Raw genomic sequence first — 20,235 nt, 5'->3', positions numbered from 1 at the left:
AGTGCCCGGATGAACCGGGCACTGCCACCGTGACTTGGCTACGGATCAGTCTTCGTGCGGCCCGGAGGCAACGAACGAATCCTCGCCGATGCGTCCCTCGCGAAGCTCGGCCAGGATCTCGGCCACCGAATCATGTTCCACATCCGGGCGGAACGGGAACGATGCCACGTCGCCGGGACGGGTGATTCCCGTGTGGACCAGGATGGTCAGCAATCCCGCCTCCATGCCCGCGACGATGTCGGTGTCCATGCGGTCCCCGATCATCGCGGTGGTTTCCGAATGTGCGTCGATCCGGTTCAGGGCCGAGCGGAACATCATCGGGTTCGGCTTGCCGACCACGTAGGGGGCGCTGCCGGTGGCCTGGGTGATCAGCGCCGCCACGGAACCGGTGGCAGGCAGCAGGCCCTCGGGCGAGGGGCCGGTGACATCCGGGTTGGTCGTGATGAAGCGGGCGCCGCCGGCGATCAACCGGATGGCCTTGGTGATGGCCTCGAAGGAGTAGGTGCGGGTCTCGCCCAGCACCACGTACTCCGGGTCCTGGTCGGTCAGGATGAAACCGGCATCGTGCAGCGCCGTGGTCAACCCCGCCTCGCCGATTACGAAGGCCCGGCCGCCCGGCCGCTGGCGGCGCAGGAACTCCGCGGTTGCCATGGCCGAGGTCCAGATGTTGGCCTCGGGCACGTCCAGCCCGGAGGAAAGCAAACGCGCGCGCAGGTCCCGCGGGGTGTAAATCGAGTTGTTGGTCAGGACCAGGAAGCGTTTTCCGGAAGAGACCCAATGCGCGATCATGTCCGCGGCGCCCGGGATGGCCTGGTTTTCGTGGACGAGCACCCCGTCCATGTCCGTGAGCCAGCATTCAATGTCGTGGACGTTGCGTGGTTCATGCGTTGACACGTGTGGGTGTTCCTTTCGAGAGGTTACCTGCTGCCACTAGTCTTTCAGGTTTCCCGGCATTGCACGAAGCCCCGGGCGGACCTAGAGCCAATTGTTCTTCTTGAAGATGGCAAAGAGTCCCACCCCGAGGGCGACCATCAGCCCGACCGCGGCCGGATAGCCAAAAGTGAAGTCCAATTCAGGCATGTGCGTGAAGTTCATGCCGTACACGCCGGTGACGAGGCTCGGGGCAAAGAGGATGGCGGCCCACGCCGAGATCTTCTTCATCTGCTCGTTTTGCGCCAGTCCCGCCTCCGTGGCCCGCTGCGAGGCCAGCGTCGAGGACAGCGACAGCGCGTTGGTCAGCAGGGCGCGGAAGGAGGTAATGCGCTCGGTGAGCCGGATCGCGTGGTCCTGGACGTCGATGAGCTTGCGGTCAAGTTCCAGGGCGTCGTCCTCGGAAATGTCGCTGAGCCTGAAGTCCCTGCGCAAGCGGGTGAGCACGTCCTCCAGCGGCGCGAGCGCGCGCTGGAATTCAATGACCTCCCGGGACAGCTCGTAGATGCGCCGCGAGACATTCGGGGTCCCGGAGAAGAGCTGGTCCTCGATCTCGTCGATGTCGTTGCTCAGGCCCGCAAACACCGGCTCGTATTCGTCCACGACCTGGTCAACGACCGCGTAGAGGACGGCCTCGGGGCCGATCGCTAACAGTCCGGCTTCGTCTTCGAGCCGGTGGCGCACCTGCGCCAGTTTGGGAGACTCGGCATGGCGCACCGTCACCACGAAGTCGGCACCGACGTAGACGTGCAATTCCCCGAACTCGACCTTTTCCGATTCGTCAATGTAGCGGGCCGGTCGAAGCACCACAAAGAGGTGGTCGCCGTAGTGCTCCAGCTTGGGACGCTGGTGGCCGGAGAGCGTGTCTTCCACCGCCAGTTCGTGCAGGCCCAGCTCCTCGGAGACTTCCCGCATTTCCGCTTGGTCGGGTCGGTACAGTCCCAGCCAGGCCATGCCGCCGGACTCTTTCATGGACTCGAACGTGGAGCTGAGGTCCGGAGGATGGATCACGCGCTTGCCCTTGACGTAAATCGCGTTGTCGATGATGGGCATGGACCCCTCCTTGCATGTAGGGCCGGGCAGGAAATCCCGGCGGGCGAATCGTGCCTTAGGTTAGTTTGCCATCAACCGGCCGCAGGCCGGTGCGCGCGTGCCTTCCCGACCTGGTGTTTTAGTGCGGGAATCCGGTGCAGGACCATTGGCGACTACCCTTGAGGAGTGACTTCCGCCGTTGAATCCCCCGCACCAGAGCCCACCGAGTTCGATCCCGTCCATGAGGAACGCCCCGAGGTGGGTGTCGGCCCGTGGGAGGGCGAATTCCCCGCCGGCGACCACTTTGACCGTGAGCTGCTGGAACTCGGGGACAGGCGCAACGTGGCCGACAAGTACCGCTACTGGTCCATGGAGGCGATCATCGCCGACCTCGACGAGCGCCGCCACGACTTCCACATCGCCATTGAGAACTGGCAGCACGACATGAACATCGGCACCGTGGTGCGCACCGCGAACGCCTTTCTGGCCAAGGAGGTGCACATCATCGGCCGCCGGCGCTGGAACAAGCGCGGGGCCATGGTCACCGACCGCTACCAGCACGTGCGCCACCACCCGACGGTCGAGGACTTTGTCGCCTGGGCCCGCGAGGAAGGGCTGGCGATCATCGGGATCGACATTTTTCCCGACTCCCAGAAGCTGGAAACCTATGAGCTGCCGCGAAATTGCGTGCTGGTCTTCGGCCAGGAGGGGCCGGGCCTCAGCGAGGAAGTCCACCAAAGCGCCGAGGCAACATTGTCGATCGAGCAGTTCGGTTCGACCCGTTCCATCAACGCCGCCTCGGCCGCCGGAATCGCCATGCATGCGTGGATCCGTCGGCATGTTTTCGACCAGTCGGTCTAGTCGCAGGTAGCCGTCCAGCCAGAAAGCCGAACGTCTGGCGAATAGCCCTTCTATCCCCGGGGCCGGTCGGTTAGCGTGAATGATACGGGTCCGGCTTGGTACACGCCGGTCGCCCTGCGAAGCGACGCCAAACCCGCGCGCCGGGAATGGCCATGGTGTCGACACTGGGAACGGAGAGGGCCACTGGTGAAAAAGCATCACGTCAACCACCCGCTCCCGTCGCCCAGGCCGCGCAAGAGGCATAGGCAACCGCAGGTCGGCAGGTCCGCTGCCGTGGGGATCGCGGTCGTGGCCGCACTCGTGGTTTCCGGTGCGCCGACCCTGGCCGGGCGCCAGATTGATTCCGTTCCCGTGGCCTTCTCCCCGCTGGATGTCGATACGGCTGCCTATCGCCGGCCGGTCGAGGTCTCGTTGCTCAGCGGTGTCGACGCCATTGCCTGGGAGATGGAAAACATCACCAGCGCCGCGGAAGGCGTCCAAGTCGCAGATGCATCCGGGCCCGGCAGCGCGATCGGCTCCGGCGGGGAGGCCGGTCAATTCACCGGACAGCTCGTCGGACAGAGCGTGGGGGCGTTGGGAGTCCTGCCCGGCGGCATCCAATTCATCCACCCGGTTGCCTCCCTGCACATCACCAGCCCGTATGGCTGGCGGAACAACCCGACCGGTCCAGGGACGCAGATCCATGTCGGGCAGGACTACGGCCTGCCCTGCGGTTCCCCGGTGTATGCGGCGGCGGACGGGGTGGTCGTCCAGTCGGCCTGGGCTGGCCACTCCGGGATGCGCGTGACGATCGACCACGGCTCCTCGGTGCGCACCGGCTACAGCCACAATTCGAGGCTCATCGCCAGGGTCGGGGACACCGTCAGGCAGGGCCAGGTCATCGCACTGAGCGGGACCACGGGCAACTCGACCGGCTGCCACGTGCACTTCGAGGTCATCATCAACGGCCGCTGGAACGACCCGCGAAACTTCCTGCCGGTCATCCCCGGCCAACCAATTCCGAAGATCGACTCGCGCCGCACCACCATCGCGGCGGAACCCATCAGAAATTCCGGCGAGCCAAGGACCGAGAGCAGGAACGGCCACGACATCGAGGTCGAACTGCCGAAACCACCCAAGGCCACACCGAAGCCAACGCCCCCCAGGAGCGAAACCCCGCGACCTGAAACAAGTGAGGAAGCCACGCCCGAAAAGACGACTCCGCCGGCACCAACGAAGGCCCCAACGCCGACGCCAAGCCCCACACCCTCACCTACTGCGCCCTCGCCCACGGCGCCCACGAAGACGCCGGCGCCCGAAACGAGCCCGACGCCGGAGCCAAGCGAAGAACCAACGCCTTCGCCCAGTTCATCCCAGACTGCTGCGACACCGACTGTTTCACCGTCCGTCGAGCCGACCAATTCGCCGTCCAACGCGCCAAGCAGTTCGTCCGCAGAGACTCAATCCACCATGCCGACCAAGTCGTCGACCAGTGCGTCGACCGAGTCGACGAGCAACTTGTCGGATTCGAGTTCCGGGACTCCGGACACGGAATCGTCAAGTGGCGCGGCGACTACCGATGGCGGCACGGGAGAGACGCTGTCTTCGTCCGGGACCACAGCGGAATCCCGGTAGTCATTCCGCCTCGCCCGAGTCAGCACAGCAAGTCGCTGCAGGGCCGATGGATTCAGGCGGCCACCAGAAGAATCGTCACCGATGGCCCGAGATTTCAAGTGCCATCGATGTCCAGGCGGGGAGCCGCCGCCAACAACCCGAGGCATCACAGAACTTAACAACAATGTCTTGCAAATATCTCTTTCTTCCGCGGCGGCTGTGCGTTAAGGTGATCCCTAAGTGTTCAGTTGCTTGGGGTGACACGGACAACTCGCTGGTTAATTACCAGAAAGCCGACCTCATTTTTGGCTGCGCAAAAACTTCATGGTGACTTAAACAGGGGGCTGTTACCGATGAAAAAACATCAAGATAATCGGGGAAATGTGTCGAGCCAGCTCGGCAATGCAAAAAACAAGATTCCACAAATTTCTGCGTTGGGTCTTGCCATGGCCGCGGTCGTGGCCATTTCAGGTGCACCCGGACTGGGCTTGGCCCAGGACCAACTGGCACCGCAACGAGACGGGGGATTGAGCCGCCAGGCCGCTGCCAATGTGCAGCCGGTCAGGGTCTCCTTGTTCAGCGATGTCGACGCAATCGCGTCGCGACCGCTGGGCATCACCAGCACCGGTTCGGGATATGGGGGCACCGGGCCTTCGTATGTGACGCATGCCGGATTCGTTCCGGGCATTGCCACCCATCAAAATGTCGCGGGAAACCTCGCGGGTCAGCGGCTGGGCGTGCTTGGGGCACTGCCCGGCGGCATCCAATTGATCCACCCGGTTGCCTCCCTGCACATCACCAGCCCGTATGGCTGGCGGAACAACCCGACCGGCCCGGGGACGCAGATCCATGTCGGGCAGGATTATGCCGTCCCTTGTGGTTCCCCGGTGTACGCGACCGCGGACGGGGTGGTCGTCCAGTCCGCTTGGGCCGGCCACTCCGGGATGCGCGTGACGATCGACCACGGCTCCTCGGTGCGCACCGGCTACAGCCACAATTCGAGGCTCATCGCCAGGGTCGGGGACACCGTCAGGCAGGGCCAGGTCATCGCGCTGAGCGGTACCACGGGCAACTCGACCGGCTGCCACGTGCACTTCGAGGTCATCATCAACGGCCGCTGGAACGACCCGCGAAACTTCCTGCCGGTCATCCCCGGCCAACCAATTCCGAAGATCGACTCGCGCCGCACCACCATCGCGGCGGAGCCGATCCGCAACAGCGAGGCGCCTCACTGGCATGCGACCGGCGCGGGGGACGTTCCGGACCACTGGGTACCGGCGCCAAGGTCCTACGTTTCCAAGGGCGCGCCAAGCATGCACGTGCCGAGCGCAAAACCTAAGGCCAACCCACAGCAAGCGCCGGCAACGAAGCCAAAGCCGGCACCACAGGTCAAGGAGCAGCCAACCGCCAAGCCGGCACCAGAGGTCAAGGAGCAGCCGACCGCCAAGCCAACTCCGCCGCCAAAGGTTGAGCCCAGGCCGAAGCCCGCGCCGACCACTACGAGCCCGGCACCGAGCAAGCCGCCGGTGACCAAGCCGCCGGTGCCTCAGACTCCGTCGCCGGCACCGGCGGAATCGTCACCGAATCCGACAAGTCCGGAACCCAACGAGCCGCCGCCGCCCACGGTCCCGGAGCCGATCGAGGTCCCGACTTTGCCGGTACCCGATGTCGAGGAACCTTCAACGGATCCGGCGAATCCTCCGGCCACCCCCGACGACGAGCCGCAATCGCCTGAGCAAGTGGCCCCCGAGCCGACCGACGCCGATGACGATGCGCCTGTCCAGGAGCCGCAGGCGGACACAGGGAATGGGGGCTCGATCCCGCGGGAAACCGACAGCGATTCGCAGGCAACGCAAGAGAAGCCGGCGGTCCAGTTGCCGAAGGTGTTGCCGCTGGCTCAACCCAAGGTCGTTGAAGTAGAGTCCGTGACCAAGCCGAAGACCGTTGCAGTACCGGCACCCCAGGCGGTGGCCCCGAGGAAGGCCGTGGCCAAGCCGAAGGCCGTTGCGGTACCGGCACCCAAGGCGGTCGCCCCGAAGAAAGCCGTGGCCAAGCCGAAGGCCATCGCGCCATCGGCGCCCAAAGCGGTGGCCCCGAAGAAGGTCTTCGCGCCACCGGCACCCAAGGTGGTGGCCAAGCCGAAGGTCGTTCGGCCGCCGGCGCCCAAGGCCCCTGTTGTGAAGGCCCCGCCGGCACCCGTCAAGAAGGTGGCAGCGCCGGCACCGGTCAAGAAGATCGTGGTTGCCAAGCCCAAGGTCGTTGAGCCGGTGGCCAAGCCAGCGGCCCCGACCACGGGCCAAGCGGCCGCCGCTGCGGGGAGCGCGAGCGACACGGACAAGTAGAAGGCAAGCCAAGGGCGCCGCGAACCGGCGCCCTTGGCATGTCCCCGGCCGGGGCCTTGCGTCATCCCGTAAGCGATCCAGCACACATGTAGATAGGATGGAGGCAGCCAACGAGGTCTACTCCCCACAATTCCTTATCTACACAGGAGTCAGTATGCCCATCGCAACCCCGGAACAGTACAACGCCATGATTGATTCTGCGAAGGCCGGCGGCTACGCCTTCCCCGCAGTCAACGTGACGTCGTCGCAAACCCTGAACGCCGCCATTCGCGGCTTCGCGGAAGCCGAATCCGACGGAATCATTCAGGTGTCCACCGGTGGCGCAGCCTACTGGTCGGGTGCCTCTGTCAAGAACATGGTGACCGGTTCGCTGGCCTTCGCCGCCTTCGCACGCGAGGTCGCCAAGAGCTACGGCGTGAACATCGCCCTGCACACCGACCACTGCCCGGCCGACAAGCTCGACGAATTCGTGCTGCCGCTGCTGGCAGCCTCGGAGGCCGAGGTCGCCGCCGGCCGCAACCCGTACTTCAACTCGCACATGTGGGACGGCTCCGCCGAGACCCTCGAGGAGAACCTGCGCATCGCCGCCGAGCTGCTGCCGCGCACCGCCGCAGCCAAGCAGATCCTCGAGGTCGAGATCGGCGCCGTGGGCGGCGAGGAGGACGGCGTGGAAAACGCCATCAACGACAAGCTGTACTCCACCGTCGAGGACGCCATGGCCACCATCGAGGCCCTGGGTGCCGGCGAAAACGGCCGTTACATCACCGCACTGACCTTCGGCAACGTGCACGGCGTGTACAAGCCGGGCAACGTGAAGCTGCGCCCGGAGATCCTCAAGGACATCCAGGCGCAGGTCGGGCAGAAAATCGGCAAGGCCAACCCGTTCGACCTGGTCTTCCACGGCGGCTCGGGTTCCTCCGACAAGGAGATCGCCGACGCGGTGTCCTACGGCGTCATCAAGATGAACATCGACACCGACACCCAGTACGCCTTCACCCGCCCGGTTGCAGGCCACATGCTCTCCAACTACGACGGCGTGCTGAAGATCGACGGCGAGGTCGGCAACAAGAAGACCTATGACCCGCGCGTCTGGGGCGCCGCCGCCGAGGCCTCGATGGCCGCCCGCATCGTCGAGGCTGCAAACCAGCTTGGTTCCGCCGGAAAGGCACTGAAGTAAACATGGCAGATCTTGGAGCAAACCTGCTCGGCATCCCGGAAACCCTGTTGCCTGAGGAAACCGAGGTCAAGTCGCGGCTGGAGGCCGGGGACGAAGCGGTGGACATCGCCGCGGCCTTCCCGGCATCCTCGCTGGGCTGGGCACTGCTGGCCAACGAGGCACATGCCGAGGGCCGTTTCGTGGAGTCCTACGCCTACTCCCGCGTCGGTTACCACCGCGGACTCGATGCCCTGCGCAAGGCCGGCTGGCGCGGCCAGGGCCCGGTGCCCTGGGCGCACGAGCCCAACCGCGGCTTCCTGCGTTCGCTCTATGCGCTGCAGCGTGCAGCCGCAGCCATCGGCGAGGCCGAGGAAGTCGAGCGCATTGGCCGCTTCCTCAACGACTCGGACCCGCTCGCGGCAGCAGCGCTCGAAGCCGAGTAATCCCGTCGGGCCGCCTTAGGCCCCGCTGGCAATTGTTCGTGCCGACCCCCGGGTCCGGCACGAACAATTGCTGCTTAACCAAGGAGCAGGCAAAGAAGAATGGCAAACGTGCAGCCCGGTGACGCGCTTGGCGCCTCCTACCGCTTCGTCGAGCCCCTCGGCTCCGGTGCGGTGGGCGAGGTTTGGCGGGTCAGTGCGATCTCGGGCGGTCCCGACCTCGCGGCCAAGGTGCTGCGCCCGGAACACGCGCACGACCCCGCCCTCGTTGAACGCTTCGTGAAGGAACGCTCGGTGCTGCTGGGGTTGCGGCACCCGAACATCGTCGCGGTCAGGGACCTCGTGGTCGAGGGCGAACGGCTCGCCATCCTCATGGACCTCGTGCCGGGCGGGTCGTTGCGCGACCTGCTCCAGGAGCGCCGCACGCTGCCCGCCGCCGACGCCCTGGCCATCTGCGCCGAGATGCTCGACGCCATCGCGTACGCGCACACCCGCAACACCACGCACCGGGACATCAAGCCCGACAACGTGCTGCTCACCGAGCCCTGGGCTCCGGGTCTCACCGGGGCGGTGCGCGTCTCGGACTTCGGCATCGCCTCGGTCGTGCACGAACGGGCCCGGCACACCACCGGCATGGTCGGCACCCCCGCCTACATGCCGCCCGAACTGCTCAGCACCGGCGAGGTGGGGCCCGCCGCCGACCTCTACGCCACCGGCATCATGCTCTACGAGCTGCTCTCCGGGCGGACCCCGTTCGCCGGGACCGGCACCGATTTCACCCTCGCCTACCGCCACGTGACCACCATTCCGCCGCGGCTGGAGGTGCCCGACGAGGTGTGGGAGGCGGTCGAAGCGCTGCTGGGCAAGGACCCGCGGCAACGGCCCGGCGCCCCCGAGGCCGCGGCGCGGCTGCGCCGCCTGGCCGCCCGGTACGCCGACCTGCCGGCCCTGCCGGTTGCCGCCGAACCCGAGGCGTTTGCGCCCCTCGAGCGTCCGGCGACGGTGCTGCGCGGCGCGGGAACGACGCCGGATGCCGGGTCCGCACCGGCACCGGACTCCGGGTTCCCGGCCTCCGCCCTTCCCGACCTGGGAGAGGCCGCCCAGCACACGGTGGTGCGCTCGATGCCGCGGCCCGAGCTGCGCCCCCGGTCCCGGCCGGCACCGGAGCCGGTGCGCGCCGGCTGGCGGCCGACCTGGCTGACCGGCAAGGCCGTCGCGTTGATCGCCGGCGGGCTTGTGGCGGCGGTTGCGATTGTCTTCGGGGCCATGGCGCTGGCAAAGCCCGACGCCCCGGCCGCGGCGCCGGCCGCCGATTCCACCGCAAGCCAGCAGGACGCCCCGCTGCCCAGCGGCCTGTCCATCGCCCGCAGCGCCCAATACGACGCGCAGGCCAAGGAAGTGCGGCTGACCATCACCTATGCGGCGCAGAAGGCGCCGCTGGCCGGGCCGTTCCTCGAGGTGCTCCCCGGCGCGTCCGCAGCGGCCTCCTGCCCGCCGGCGACCTGGGAGAAGGTCGCGGCAACACGCAACCAGCCGAGCCTGACGGGCATTTCAGCGGCATGCGGCTGGAGCCTGGGCGGGATCACCGTCCCGGCCAAGGGCAGCGTGGAGGCCAGCGCGAAGATCCCGGTGGAGCTGGTGGGCGAGGACGCCCTGGAGCAGTGGCTGCAGGGCGCGGCCGCGGCAACCACCGCCGCGGTGGCAGACCCCGCAGCCGGCGGCTCCGCGTACCCGGTGCAGCGCCTGCGGGACATCCAGGTCGTCACCCCGGCGCGCACGGTCAGCCAGACGGCCCTGCCGGTGACGCTGGTGCCGGTGTGGCCGGGCGGGCCGGACGTGCTGAACCCGCTGTACACCTCCCCGTCCACGGGCAAGGCCTCGGCGATGCTCGCCGCGGTGGCCGGGGGCGAGAAGGGCGTGCGGTTCTCCGACGGCTGCTCAGGTTCCCTGGCGGTCTCCGCCGACGGGCTCGTGGTCACGGCGCTGTCGGTCTCCCCGAGCTGCATCCTGCGGGCAGGGGTCGGCAACTTCACCGACCTGGCCAGCGACCCCTTCGGCATCACCACCCGCGAGTAGCCGCCCGTCGCCGGGCGGCGGCGGTTCAGGCGCCGGCCGCGGCGCCCGGGCCCATGGCCTGGATGAAGGTCGGGACCCCGCCGACGCAGAGGTAGCCGCGGCCCGGGGTCACCGCCACCGGTGCGCGGCGCGGCAGGGTCACGCCCAGCAGCTCGCCGTCGTAGTCGACGTCGGGAACCAGCAGCACGCCGCAGCGCGACTTGCGCAGCGTCTTGGTCCAGTGCGCGTAGAGACCCCGCAGGTCCGCCGAGCGGCCCGCGGCGATCACGCAGACCTGCGCCGAGGAGGCCAGCAGGTTGGCCAGGGCCTGGTCGGAGTCCTCGAAGCGCTCCGCGTCGTCGATCAGCAGCACCACCGGCCCGCGCTCGAGCCGGATCGAGGCGAGCAGCGCCGGCAGGTCCTCCGCGCCCACCGCCACCTTGTCCAGGTCGGCGTTCGCCAGCGGGGAGCGCCTGTCGCAGGCGCCCCAGACGGCAACAGGTTGCCCGCTGGCGGCGGCCGAGCCGCGGATCGACTCGGCCAGCGCCAGCAGCAGCGTCGACTTGCCCGAGCGCGCGGGCCCGGAGACCAGCACGTGCTCGCCCTCGTAGACCTCCAGCACCCCCGGGGCCAGGTCCTCCTCGCGCAACCCGACCGGGAAGCGCCACGGCTCGCCGCCAAGCTGCGCCGGCACGCCGAGCTGCCCGACGGTGAGCTCCTCGGGCAGCCGGCCGATGGCAGCGGGCTTCGGTTCGGCATCGGGCCAGCGCGCGGCCACGGTGGCCACCGCGGCGGGAAGGTCGGTGCCGGGGGTGGCCACGTGCATCTGGCGCAGCGAGCCGGCGTCCACGCAGCGGCCGGGGACCGCGGCGGGGATGTTGGACCCGCGCACGCCCAGGGCCGAGTAGTCGTAGGGGTCAGCGAGCCGGTAGAGCCACTTCTGGATGGTGACCTCGTCGATGGCCGAGGGCACCGCCTTGGCGCGGGTGGTGGACACGGCAAAGTACAGGCCCAGGGCCGGCCCGTCGGCGTAGGCCCGGTTCAGGGCGTCCAGCAGCCCCTGGCCGTCGTAGTCCTGGAACTCGTCGCGCAGCGTGGCAAGCCCGTCGATGAGCACCAGCGTCTCCTTGCGGGCCCCCGGATCCGCGCGCCGGCGCGCCAGCTCGGTGCGCAGGTGGCGCAGGAAGCGGGCCTGCTGCTCCCGGGCGCCGGGCCCGGTGCCCACGTAGGCGCTCGTGTGCGGCAGCGCGGCCAGCGGGGCCAGGGCGCGCGAACCGGTGTCAAGCACCAGCAGGTCAAGCTCCCGCGGGTCCTTGGCGGCCGCGGCGGCCAGGGCCAGGGAGGCCAGCGTGGTGCTGGTGCCCGATCCGGCGATGCCCAGCAGCAGCAGGTTGCCCTTGGCCAGATCCCAGCCGCCCGGGGTCTGGCGCTGGGCCTCCGGCTCGTCCCTCAGCGCCACCTCGATGCGGCGCCCGTTCACCGCCCCCACGAGCGGCACCTCCGAGGCGCGGTGGGCAGGTCCGCCGGCGGGGTCCGGGGCGTCGAAGCCGGCGAGCCTGACGCGCTCGCCCAGCGCCACGGGCCAGACCGGCCGCGGCACCCCGAAGCCTGCGGCCCGGTGGGCTTCGGTGATGGCCTCGATGAGCTCGTCGAGGTCGCTGGCGTCCGACTCGGAGCCCGGGGCGGGGGCCCGGGGCGGGCGCGGGAGCCCGAAGTGCCCGGTCTCCTCGACCACCAGCTCGGTGGCGGAGGCGCGGGAGGCGCGCCCGGTGACCAGCGCGGTCTGCACCGGGGTGATCTCGTCCTGCCCCAGCTTGATGTAGGCCCGCCCGGTCTGCGCCCGGGTGATGCCGGCGGCCGCCGGCACGCCGATGACGTTGGAGGAATCCTCGCGGCTTTGGACGCGCAGCGCCACCCGCAGGTTGGTGTTGGCCAGGATGTCGTCGTTGACCACGCCGGCCGGGCGCTGGGTGGCCAGGATCATGTGCACGCCCAGGGTTCGCCCCACGGCCGCGACGGAGACCAGCGAGGAGAGCACCTCGGGGAAGTCCTTGGCGAGCATCGCGAACTCGTCGACCACCAGCAGCAGCCGCGGCATGGGCTCGTCCGGGTTGGTGGCCAGGTAGGCGTCGAGGTTGTCGATGTCCTCCCCGGCGGCGGCGAAGATCCGCTGGCGGCGGGCCATTTCCGCCTCGAGGGAGCGCAGCGCGCGGTCCGCCAGCTGCTCGTCGAGGTTGGAGATGGTGCCGATGGTGTGCGGCAGCGCCTCGCAGGCGGCGAACGCGGCGCCGCCCTTGAAGTCGATGAGGATGAAGTTCAGCCTGGTGGCGTCGTTGCGGGCAGCGAGCCCGGCGACAAGCGAGCGCAGGAACTCGCTCTTGCCCGAACCGGTGGTGCCGCCGACCAGCCCGTGCGGCCCGTCCTTGACCAGGTCAAGGGACATCGGCCCGGACTCGGAGGTGCCGATCGGGGCGGAGAACCCCTTGGCCTTGGCCCACGCCGCGCGGATCGACGCGGCATCGGGGGAGGGCATGGAAGGCAGCTCGGGCAGCCGGACCAGGGAGGGCAGCGCCGCGCCGGGCACCACCAGCTCCGGGTCGTCGAAGCGCGCCAGGTCCATGGCGCAGCGCTCGGCGGCCTCGATGCCGATGCCCGCCAGCACCACGTCGCCCACGTCAGTGAGTGCGCCGAGGTCGTGCACCGACGCCGCGGCGTCCGCCCCCACGGTGATGACGGTGGTGCAGGCGGCGGGCAGCTGCTGCTCGGAGGCGGCAATCACGATGCCCGAGACCCGCGGTCCCTGCCCGGGGCCGCGCCCGCCCAGCCCGGGGACCGAGCGGCCGTGGCCCAAGAGCTCGCGCGCCGGGGCGTCGCGGCCCTCGGTGAGCACCTCGGAGTCGAGCACCAGCAGCGTGGTGCCGCCGGCCGAATCGTCGATGCCCTCGCGCAGGGCGCGGAGCAGGGCGGCGCTGCGCCGCCGGTCGTCCGAGAGCCAGCGTTCGGAGGTGCCGGTGCCGAGCCGGCGGGTGTGCGGCAGCCAGGAGGCCCAGGCCCACTCCTCGTGGCGCCCGCGGTCGCAGAACACCGCGATGGACAGGTCGGCGGGCCCGGCATGCACGGCGGCCTGGACGAGCAGGGAGCGGGCCAGGGCCAGGGCCCCGGCGCGGTCCCCGACGATGCCGACGACGCCGGCGTCGGTGAGGTCCACCAGCAAGGGGGCCGCGGGGATCCGGCTGGCAGCCAGTGCCTCGCGCACCAGGGGGTCGGGCACCGGGGCGGAGCGGTCATCGAGCCCCGGTGCCCAGGGCACGTCGCCGATCCCTGCATTCAGCGCCAGGAAACCCTTGGAACCGGCCCTGCGCTGCCACAGCCCGGTCGTGGGCAGCGCGGCGATGCGCATGGCGGTGGCGGGGTCGGGGATTTCGGCGTGGCGGCGCGTGGCCTGGGCGGCGGCGGCCTCGGCGACCTCGGCGGAGAAGTCGGCCAGGGCGGCGGTGAACCGCTCGTCCTCTTCCTTGAGGTTCTTGGCGCGGCGGTGTTTCTGCTCGAACCACATGCCCACGGCCATGACCGGACTCAGTGCGGCGAACATCGCAAAGCGGGCATCTCCAAGCATCATCACCATGGCCCCTGCAAGCAGCAGCGGGGCCAGCACCGTGATGTAGCTGAACTTGGAGGCCGGCGGGACGTCCTTGCGCACCGGCGGGGTCAAGGGGTCGGGTTCCGGCGGGTTTCCCGGGCGCGGGGGCCGGTTGAAGGGCGCGGTGGCGGCGGGGGTGAGGTTGTGCAGGGAGCCGGGTTCCGGGGCGCGGTTCTCCGTGATCTCCGGGCGCAGCAGCACCGTCGTTCCGCCCATGACCAGGGTGGCAGGGGAGGTGAGAAGCACGCCGTCGGCGTCGACAGGCTCCCCGGCGAGCAGCGTGCCGTTGGTCGATCCCGCGTCCCTGACGCGCACGCCGCCGTCCTCGAGCTCGAGGCTTGCATGGTTCCAGGAGGCGCTTTCGGTTCCCAGCACCAGGTCCGCCTGCGGGGAGCGGCCGATGAGCAGCGGCCGGTGCGCCGGCAGCGGAACCAGGTCCCCGGCCTCCATCCCGCCGGAGAGCGTGGCGCTCCAGCCGCGCACCGGTTCCGGGCGCGGGAGGGGAGCCAGGGAAATGGTGCTGCCCTCCAGCAGCAGCAACTCCTCCAGCGGGGTGTCGGCGGGCACCGCGGCGGCGTCCACGTACAGCGTGGAGCCCGGTGCCGGGGCGCTGCCGCCGGCGGCGGCGACGAGTTGCGCGAGCGTCGTGCCGGGAGCGAAGCTGCCCAGCTCCCGGTCAAGTCGCTGGCCATCCAGCCGGATCAGCACGCGCACCGCGCGCTCCTTTCGTCGTCGGGCAGTGGGGGTCAGTCGGCGGAGGGGCGGGCGAACCAGGAGGCGGTCGCGCCGTCCCCGGTGGCCGTGGGGCGCAGTCCCAGGTCCTGCGCCGAGAAGTGCAGCACCACCGGGTCCCCGTCCATGGCGTCGGGTCGGGTGAAGTCAAGTGCGGGACCGGCGATGCCGTCGGCAGGGCCCGGCTTCAGCGTACCGAGCGCCTTGGCCACCTTGGCCGGGTCGTTGCTGCCGGCGGTTGACACCGCGCGCACCAGGGCCACCACGGCGTCGTGGCTGCGCGAGTCGGCGGCATTCGCGACCTCGCTGAAGGCCATGTCGCCGGTGAGGTTCTTGGCTTCCTTGTCCTGCGCCAGGACGCGCAGGCCGGCCAGGAATCCGGACATGGCGCGGCCGGAGTCATCCGGGCGCAGGGCCGCGGCGTCGCCCGCGTTGGCGCCGACGGTGGAGAGCCGGCCCGAGACGGTGCCGCCGGCCTGTGCGAGCCCGGAGGCGAACGCGGGGCTGGTGGCCCCGGGCGTCAGCACCAGGGGGACCGTGACCTTGGCGGATTGCAGCGCGTGCACCACGGTTGCCTGCTGGGTCGGGTTGCCGGAGAGCAGGATGGCATCGGCGGGGTCCGCCACCGGGGTGCGGCCGGGCGTGCCGTCGGCCTTCGCCGGTTCCGCCACGCCGGTGCGGCGGGCGACATCGGCCGCGAGCTCTTCCGGATCGGCACCCGGAGCGAAGGAGATGCTCGAGTCGACGTCCACGGAGTCCGGGGCGCCGCCCCCGGCATCGATGAGCAGCGGGCGCTTTGCGCCCGCCAGGGCGGCTGCCAGCGCCTTGGACACCTGTGCCCCGGTCGGTGCGGTGCGCCAGGCCGCGCCCTCGGCCTCGATCTTGCCGTCGTAGTAGGGCAGGATCACCGGGACCCCTGCGTCGGCGGCTGCCTCGAGTGCTCCGTCCACCTGCTCGCCGTCGGTGGCCACGATGATTCCGGCAACGCCCTCGGAAACCAGCTTTTCCACGGCCTTGCGGGCGCCCTCGGCGGTTCCGCGGTCATCTGCGGTGGATAGCGCGATGGGCGTTCCCGAAAGGGTGAAGCGGTGTGCGGCAACGGCAGCGCCCTGCGCCGCATCCTTCCACGCGGCGCCGGAACCGGACCCGAGCGTCACCACGACGCCGAGCCTGGTGTCGGCCGGGACGTTGGCGGCGGAGAGCGCCACCGGGACGCCCGCCTCCACCGGATCGCCCTTGGCCGCATCGGCCGGGCGGAACAGGAAGACCGACAGCGCAATGATCGCGGCGACTGCCACGACCACCACGCCTGCCGAAATGAGGTTTCGGCGGGTGGCGAGGGAACTCATTTGGCACTTCCCAGACGGAAGGAGTACAGCGTCTGGGTCGCGGTGCCCGCCGGCACCTCAAGGTGGAAGGTCGGCAGTGCCGACACCGCCTCGAGGGAGGCCTTGAACTGCGCCTGGCGCAGCAGGATCCCTGCAACGTCCTCGGCCCGCACGTTCGCGTAGCCCTGGGCGTTCTTGGTGGCCAGCGCCAGCTGGTAGTCGGCCGTGTCGGCCTTTGCAGCGCTGGTGGCCATCGATCCGAGCAGGCCGGACCCGTTGACCTTGCGGTCGCCTAGGTCGAGCATGACCTTGGAAAGTCCGGCAGCCAGAAGCTTCGAGGCGCCCTCGACATCCCGCGTCGAGGCTCCGGTGCTCTGCGCGATGCCCTCGAGCGAGGCGGCGGTCTGCTTGCTGACTGCCTCGGTCAAGCCGGCATCCTGCTTGGCAAGTTCGTCGTGCTGCTTGTCAACCGTGGTCTTGGCGTTGGCTTCCACGTCGGCGGCCGTCGAGGACAAACCGGCGACCGAGCGGTCGAATGCCTTCACGACTGCATCGCTGCCCTCCGCGCCCTGGGCGGAGACGACGCGAATCTGGCTGTTGATCAGCGCGGTGACCTCTTCGGTCATCGCCATCTGGGTGTTCTCGAAGGCCTGCGTGATGCCTGATTCGAGTGTGTCCTGCTGCTTCTGCAGGGTCAGGAGCGCCTCACCCATGGAGTCCCGGCTTGCTTTGGCATCATCCACGGTCCTGCGAAGTACTTCGATTTCGTCTCGGAGGCTGCCGCCGACTTTCAACGTGCCGTCTAGTTCTTCAACCTTGGTGCTGACGGCTTCAAGGCTCTCTGTCAGGCTCGAATTGGATTTGTCGATCGCATCGTACACGGGGCCGTCCGAGACTGGTTCGGTGGCCAGCTTTGCAACTTTTTCCCACGCCGCGACTTGCGTCGCTGCATGACGCTCGGTACGGGCGTCCCATGTCGCGGTCTCATTATCGGCCCATTTTGTCCACGCTTCGGTTTGCTCAGTAGCCTGATCGTCTAGGTCATCGGCTAAGTTTTGCATCCGTTCGTGTAGTGGCTCAGGGTCCTTCGCGAGGTCCTCAAAAGTTTCGGGGTCCGTGCCGCGGCACGGAATCGAGGTCAGGTATGACCGAAGCTCCTCGATGTCCTCACGCGAGGGAGCCTTGTCGATGTCCGCTTCGGATGGCGAGCTCTCAGCGTCGGCATCCGCGGGTATCAGGTCGCACATTTCGGCTGCAAGGTTGTCATTTTGCTTGGTCATTGAGTCGAGCGTGTTCGTGTGTTCAATTGGCTCGTAGACCCATGGATTTTTCAGATTCAACGGAAAGTTCTGGTCCTCGACGAGCTTGATCGTTTCTGTAGCGATCGTATTGATCTTCTCGTTTTTAGCCCGCTCGTCCGTGACCAGGTTGTCGATTGCCGTTTTCAGTTCATCAACTGGAAATTCAACGTTCTTGACTGTGTCCCTAAGTTCCTGGAATGCAACCTTGGTAGCCTTGGCTTCTTGTTCCTTGTTGGCATCGCCAGTGGCCGCCGCCTCGTCCAAAGCGTCGACTTTTAGGGCAAGCTCGTCGATTCCGTCGGAAAGGAGCCGGTGCTGTGCCCGCGCGCCGGTGATGACCTCGGGCTGAAGCGTTGCGACCAGCTTGTCGCCCTGGTCCACAAGCTTCAGCAGGGCACCGGTCACGGTGATCGAGGACGCGTGGAACGCGCAGGTCAGGGATGCCACGGTGCAGTTCTCGGCGTTGGGCTCAGAGGGGCCAACGGTCTTCTGCAGCGCGGTGGCAACTTCGTCGCGGCAGCCTGCGGTCGAGCGGGCGTAGCCGTCCAGCTGGGCGGACATCAGCACGAGGCTGGAGTAGACGGTCGCGGTTTCGCCAGCGGGTGCAACGATTGCGGCGCAGCCGTTGCCCTTGATCGTCGCCTTCGGCACGCCGACCGAGGTGTCGCCCAGCATGGCGTCGACGGTGTTGACGGTCTGGGAGAGCTGCGCGAGCGTCGTGGTCTCGGCCCCGGTGACGGTGGAATCCAGGTCGGTCTTGAGCGAGCCGAGCTGGTCCTTCAGGCCGCTAAGGGTTCCGGCCAGCGAGTCGCTGCTCTCCTTCAGGTGGGCGGCGGTACTGACGCCCAGGGTCTTCGAGGTGCTCTCGAGGTTGCCGCGCACGTCGGTGATGGTGGAACCCGCGCGGCTTAGCACGTCGTTGACTTCGGCGATGAGGTCGATGGTGCGCCGTTGCAGGGCGAGCTCGGAGGTGGGGCTGGTGTCGAACGCGGAGGCCAGCACTCCATCGACCGAGAGGTCGGTGGACATGCCCGGTTGGACGGCCAGATCGATGCTCGGAGCGGCGAATTCGGTGACGTCGGCGACCAGGCGCATGGTGGTGCTGGCACCCGTGGCCGGAGGGGCGAGGAGAGTTGCCCACTGGATGACGGCCTCGCCTTCGGGAGAGGCGCTGATGATGCCGTTGGTCCCGGCGGAGCCGGGCCCGGATTCGCCCACGATGTTGCCGGGGGAGACGCCGGAGAGCACCGTCGAGGCGGCGATCGTCATCGGAGCACCCACGAGTACCGGTTCGGTGCGTGACTGGCCTGCCACATCGAAGGTCACGTCGCGCGGGGCCACCGTCAGGTTTTCCACGGTCAAACCGATCTCGACCCGGCCGGTGTAGCCGGCCAGCTCCTCCAGGTTGGTGCCCGTCTTCTCCGCGGTGCGGTACTGCGCGCTCACCCGGACGGGAAGGTCGTTGGCGACCTCGCCCGGAACATAGGCGGTATCGGCGCTCGAGGATTCTCCCGTGGTGTCGTCCACGGAGATGGCTGTCCCGTTGACCGCCGAGATCGATCCGTTGGAGGCAAGGGCCACGTTCACCGACTGCAGCACGCGCGACGGCGTGCCGACGACGTTGGGTGCGTTGGTGCACGAGGCCGTGAATGCCACGGCGGCCACCGTCAGGATCGCGCCTGCAGTTCGGACCAGCTTCGAGCTCGGTGTTCGTGCGGCGTTCGTCTTACGTGGTCGTGTGCTGGCCACTTGCTCCCCTTCGTGATTCAAATTCCTATTGAATAATAGGCGGTACACCGTCCGAATCGATAAACCTGCGCCGTGGCGAAACCCGATCGCCGACATGTCGTTAACTGGGCGTGGCCTCCAAACGCGCCGCGGAGAGCGCCCTTTGGGGACCCGCTTCGGCTTCCTTGGAGCCGTCTAACTCATGTTGTTGGACTTTCCATGGATTGAGCATCTTTTCGGTGTATCCGTGCAGAATCCTTGGCTGGCCTCATGCGATCAGCCGCCCTGCCGGTTCAAGCGGCGAGCTTAAATCAGGTCTGAACAGCATAGATCGGGCCGACTTCCCGATTGCCAGGAGGCCCTGCGCAGCCCATTCGCGGCGGTGAGTGCCCGCGGCAATCCGGTGTCCAGTGGCTCTCGAATCTTATGGCTGCCACTGACACTGGCCGCGCTCGCGGGTAGGCGTTGATTCGAAACGAGGCGTCGGGTGGCCATATGGGCCATCGGCTACCCCGCGTTCAATGATGACTGCCATTTGTAAGCATCTTTTACCGAGTGCTTAAGGCCGTGCCTGATGTCCCCGTTGAGCAGCCGCATCCCGTGCCGCTGGCCGGAAGTCAAATTTCTAGCGAACACGAGAAATTTATGGGCTCATTACTTGGAACGCGGCATGTCATCTTGTTAGAGTTATTCTCGTTCGAGTCTCCTAGTAGCGCATTTGCGCGGGGACATCACCAAGATTCTTGGAGGATTTCATGTCGCGTGTCCTATCAACGGAGCAGGCAAAGACTGCCATTCAGCAGATTCAGGCGATCATCAACGGTGGCTTCACCGACCAGATCAGCCAGTTGGACGCCCAGGGACGGGTCCTGTCGGACCCGAACGTGTGGGATGGCCCCCTGGCTTCCCAGTTCCGCGGTTCAACGTGGCCCGAGACGAAGGCCGCTCTGGACAAGGCCCGCACCGAGCTGGAGCAGCTGCGTGGCCAGCTGAACCAGATCTCGACGAACATCTTCACCGCAGGCGGCGGCAACTAGCAGGTATTCGGTTCGCCCCCGTTGCCGCCGGCCGTGGTGCCGCCGTGGCGGCGGGGGCGT

At 68.2% G+C, this 20,235-nt stretch carries 12 protein-coding genes; 7 read left to right on the top strand and 5 right to left on the bottom strand.

What is annotated here, in order from left to right; all coding sequences use genetic code 11:
* Positions 1 to 45 precede the first annotated feature (45 nt).
* Positions 46 to 840 carry an HAD-IIA family hydrolase gene (locus KRR55_RS09750; RefSeq protein WP_217388998.1) on the bottom strand — a complete coding sequence of 265 codons (795 nt, stop codon included), beginning with the start codon at positions 838 to 840 and terminating at the stop codon, positions 46 to 48.
* 135 nt (positions 841 to 975) lie between these two features.
* Positions 976 to 1,983, bottom strand: coding sequence for a magnesium/cobalt transporter CorA (gene corA, locus KRR55_RS09745; RefSeq protein ID WP_217388890.1), 1,008 nt, complete (start codon positions 1,981 to 1,983; stop codon positions 976 to 978).
* A gap of 237 nt (positions 1,984 to 2,220) precedes the next feature.
* Between corA and KRR55_RS09740 the strand changes: the two genes are divergently transcribed.
* The 6 genes from KRR55_RS09740 to KRR55_RS09715 all read left to right on the top strand — a co-directional run bounded on the left by KRR55_RS09740 (position 2,221) and on the right by KRR55_RS09715 (position 10,430).
* On the top strand, positions 2,221 to 2,823 hold the full coding sequence (locus KRR55_RS09740; protein WP_217388997.1) for a TrmH family RNA methyltransferase: 603 nt from the start codon (positions 2,221 to 2,223) through the stop codon (positions 2,821 to 2,823).
* Between the two features lie 273 nt (positions 2,824 to 3,096).
* Positions 3,097 to 4,437 (top strand): M23 family metallopeptidase, encoded by a 1,341-nt coding sequence (locus KRR55_RS20590; protein ID WP_217388889.1) that lies wholly within the window; start codon positions 3,097 to 3,099, stop codon positions 4,435 to 4,437.
* A gap of 413 nt (positions 4,438 to 4,850) precedes the next feature.
* Positions 4,851 to 6,758 (top strand): M23 family metallopeptidase, encoded by a 1,908-nt coding sequence (locus tag KRR55_RS09730; RefSeq protein WP_217388888.1) that lies wholly within the window; start codon positions 4,851 to 4,853, stop codon positions 6,756 to 6,758.
* A gap of 154 nt (positions 6,759 to 6,912) precedes the next feature.
* Positions 6,913 to 7,935 (top strand): class II fructose-bisphosphate aldolase, encoded by a 1,023-nt coding sequence (gene fbaA / locus KRR55_RS09725; protein ID WP_217388887.1) that lies wholly within the window; start codon positions 6,913 to 6,915, stop codon positions 7,933 to 7,935.
* 2 nt (positions 7,936 to 7,937) lie between these two features.
* Entirely contained in the window at positions 7,938 to 8,357 is a 420-nt protein-coding gene (locus KRR55_RS09720) for a DUF3151 domain-containing protein (RefSeq protein ID WP_217388886.1), read from the top strand.
* Positions 8,358 to 8,456: 99 nt separating this feature from the next.
* Positions 8,457 to 10,430 carry a serine/threonine-protein kinase gene (locus KRR55_RS09715; RefSeq protein WP_217388885.1) on the top strand — a complete coding sequence of 658 codons (1,974 nt, stop codon included), beginning with the start codon at positions 8,457 to 8,459 and terminating at the stop codon, positions 10,428 to 10,430.
* Positions 10,431 to 10,455: 25 nt separating this feature from the next.
* Here KRR55_RS09715 and KRR55_RS20585 read toward each other — a convergent pair whose 3' ends face one another.
* From KRR55_RS20585 to KRR55_RS09700, 3 genes are read right to left on the bottom strand one after another with little or no spacing between them, the layout of a single operon-like run.
* Positions 10,456 to 14,763: an FtsK/SpoIIIE domain-containing protein gene (locus KRR55_RS20585; protein WP_217388884.1), complete on the bottom strand. Its 4,308-nt coding sequence runs from the start codon at positions 14,761 to 14,763 to the stop codon at positions 10,456 to 10,458.
* 32 nt (positions 14,764 to 14,795) lie between these two features.
* Entirely contained in the window at positions 14,796 to 16,130 is a 1,335-nt protein-coding gene (locus KRR55_RS09705; protein WP_217388883.1) for a type 1 periplasmic-binding domain-containing protein, read from the bottom strand.
* Positions 16,127 to 19,159 carry a hypothetical protein gene (locus KRR55_RS09700; protein WP_217388882.1) on the bottom strand — a complete coding sequence of 1,011 codons (3,033 nt, stop codon included), beginning with the start codon at positions 19,157 to 19,159 and terminating at the stop codon, positions 16,127 to 16,129. Before KRR55_RS09700 ends, KRR55_RS09705 begins: the two co-directional genes overlap by 4 nt.
* Before the next feature lie 734 nt (positions 19,160 to 19,893).
* Here KRR55_RS09700 and KRR55_RS09695 point away from each other — a divergent pair.
* Complete coding sequence (locus KRR55_RS09695; protein WP_071214649.1) at positions 19,894 to 20,175, top strand: pyrophosphorylase; 282 nt, start codon at positions 19,894 to 19,896, stop codon at positions 20,173 to 20,175.
* Positions 20,176 to 20,235 lie beyond the last annotated feature (60 nt).

This window comes from Paeniglutamicibacter quisquiliarum (genome assembly GCF_019084045.1).
Lineage (GTDB): Bacteria > Actinomycetota > Actinomycetes > Actinomycetales > Micrococcaceae > Paeniglutamicibacter > Paeniglutamicibacter quisquiliarum.
The sequence above is the reverse complement of the archived record's forward strand: the minus strand, read 5'-3'. Positions and strand labels throughout refer to the sequence as shown.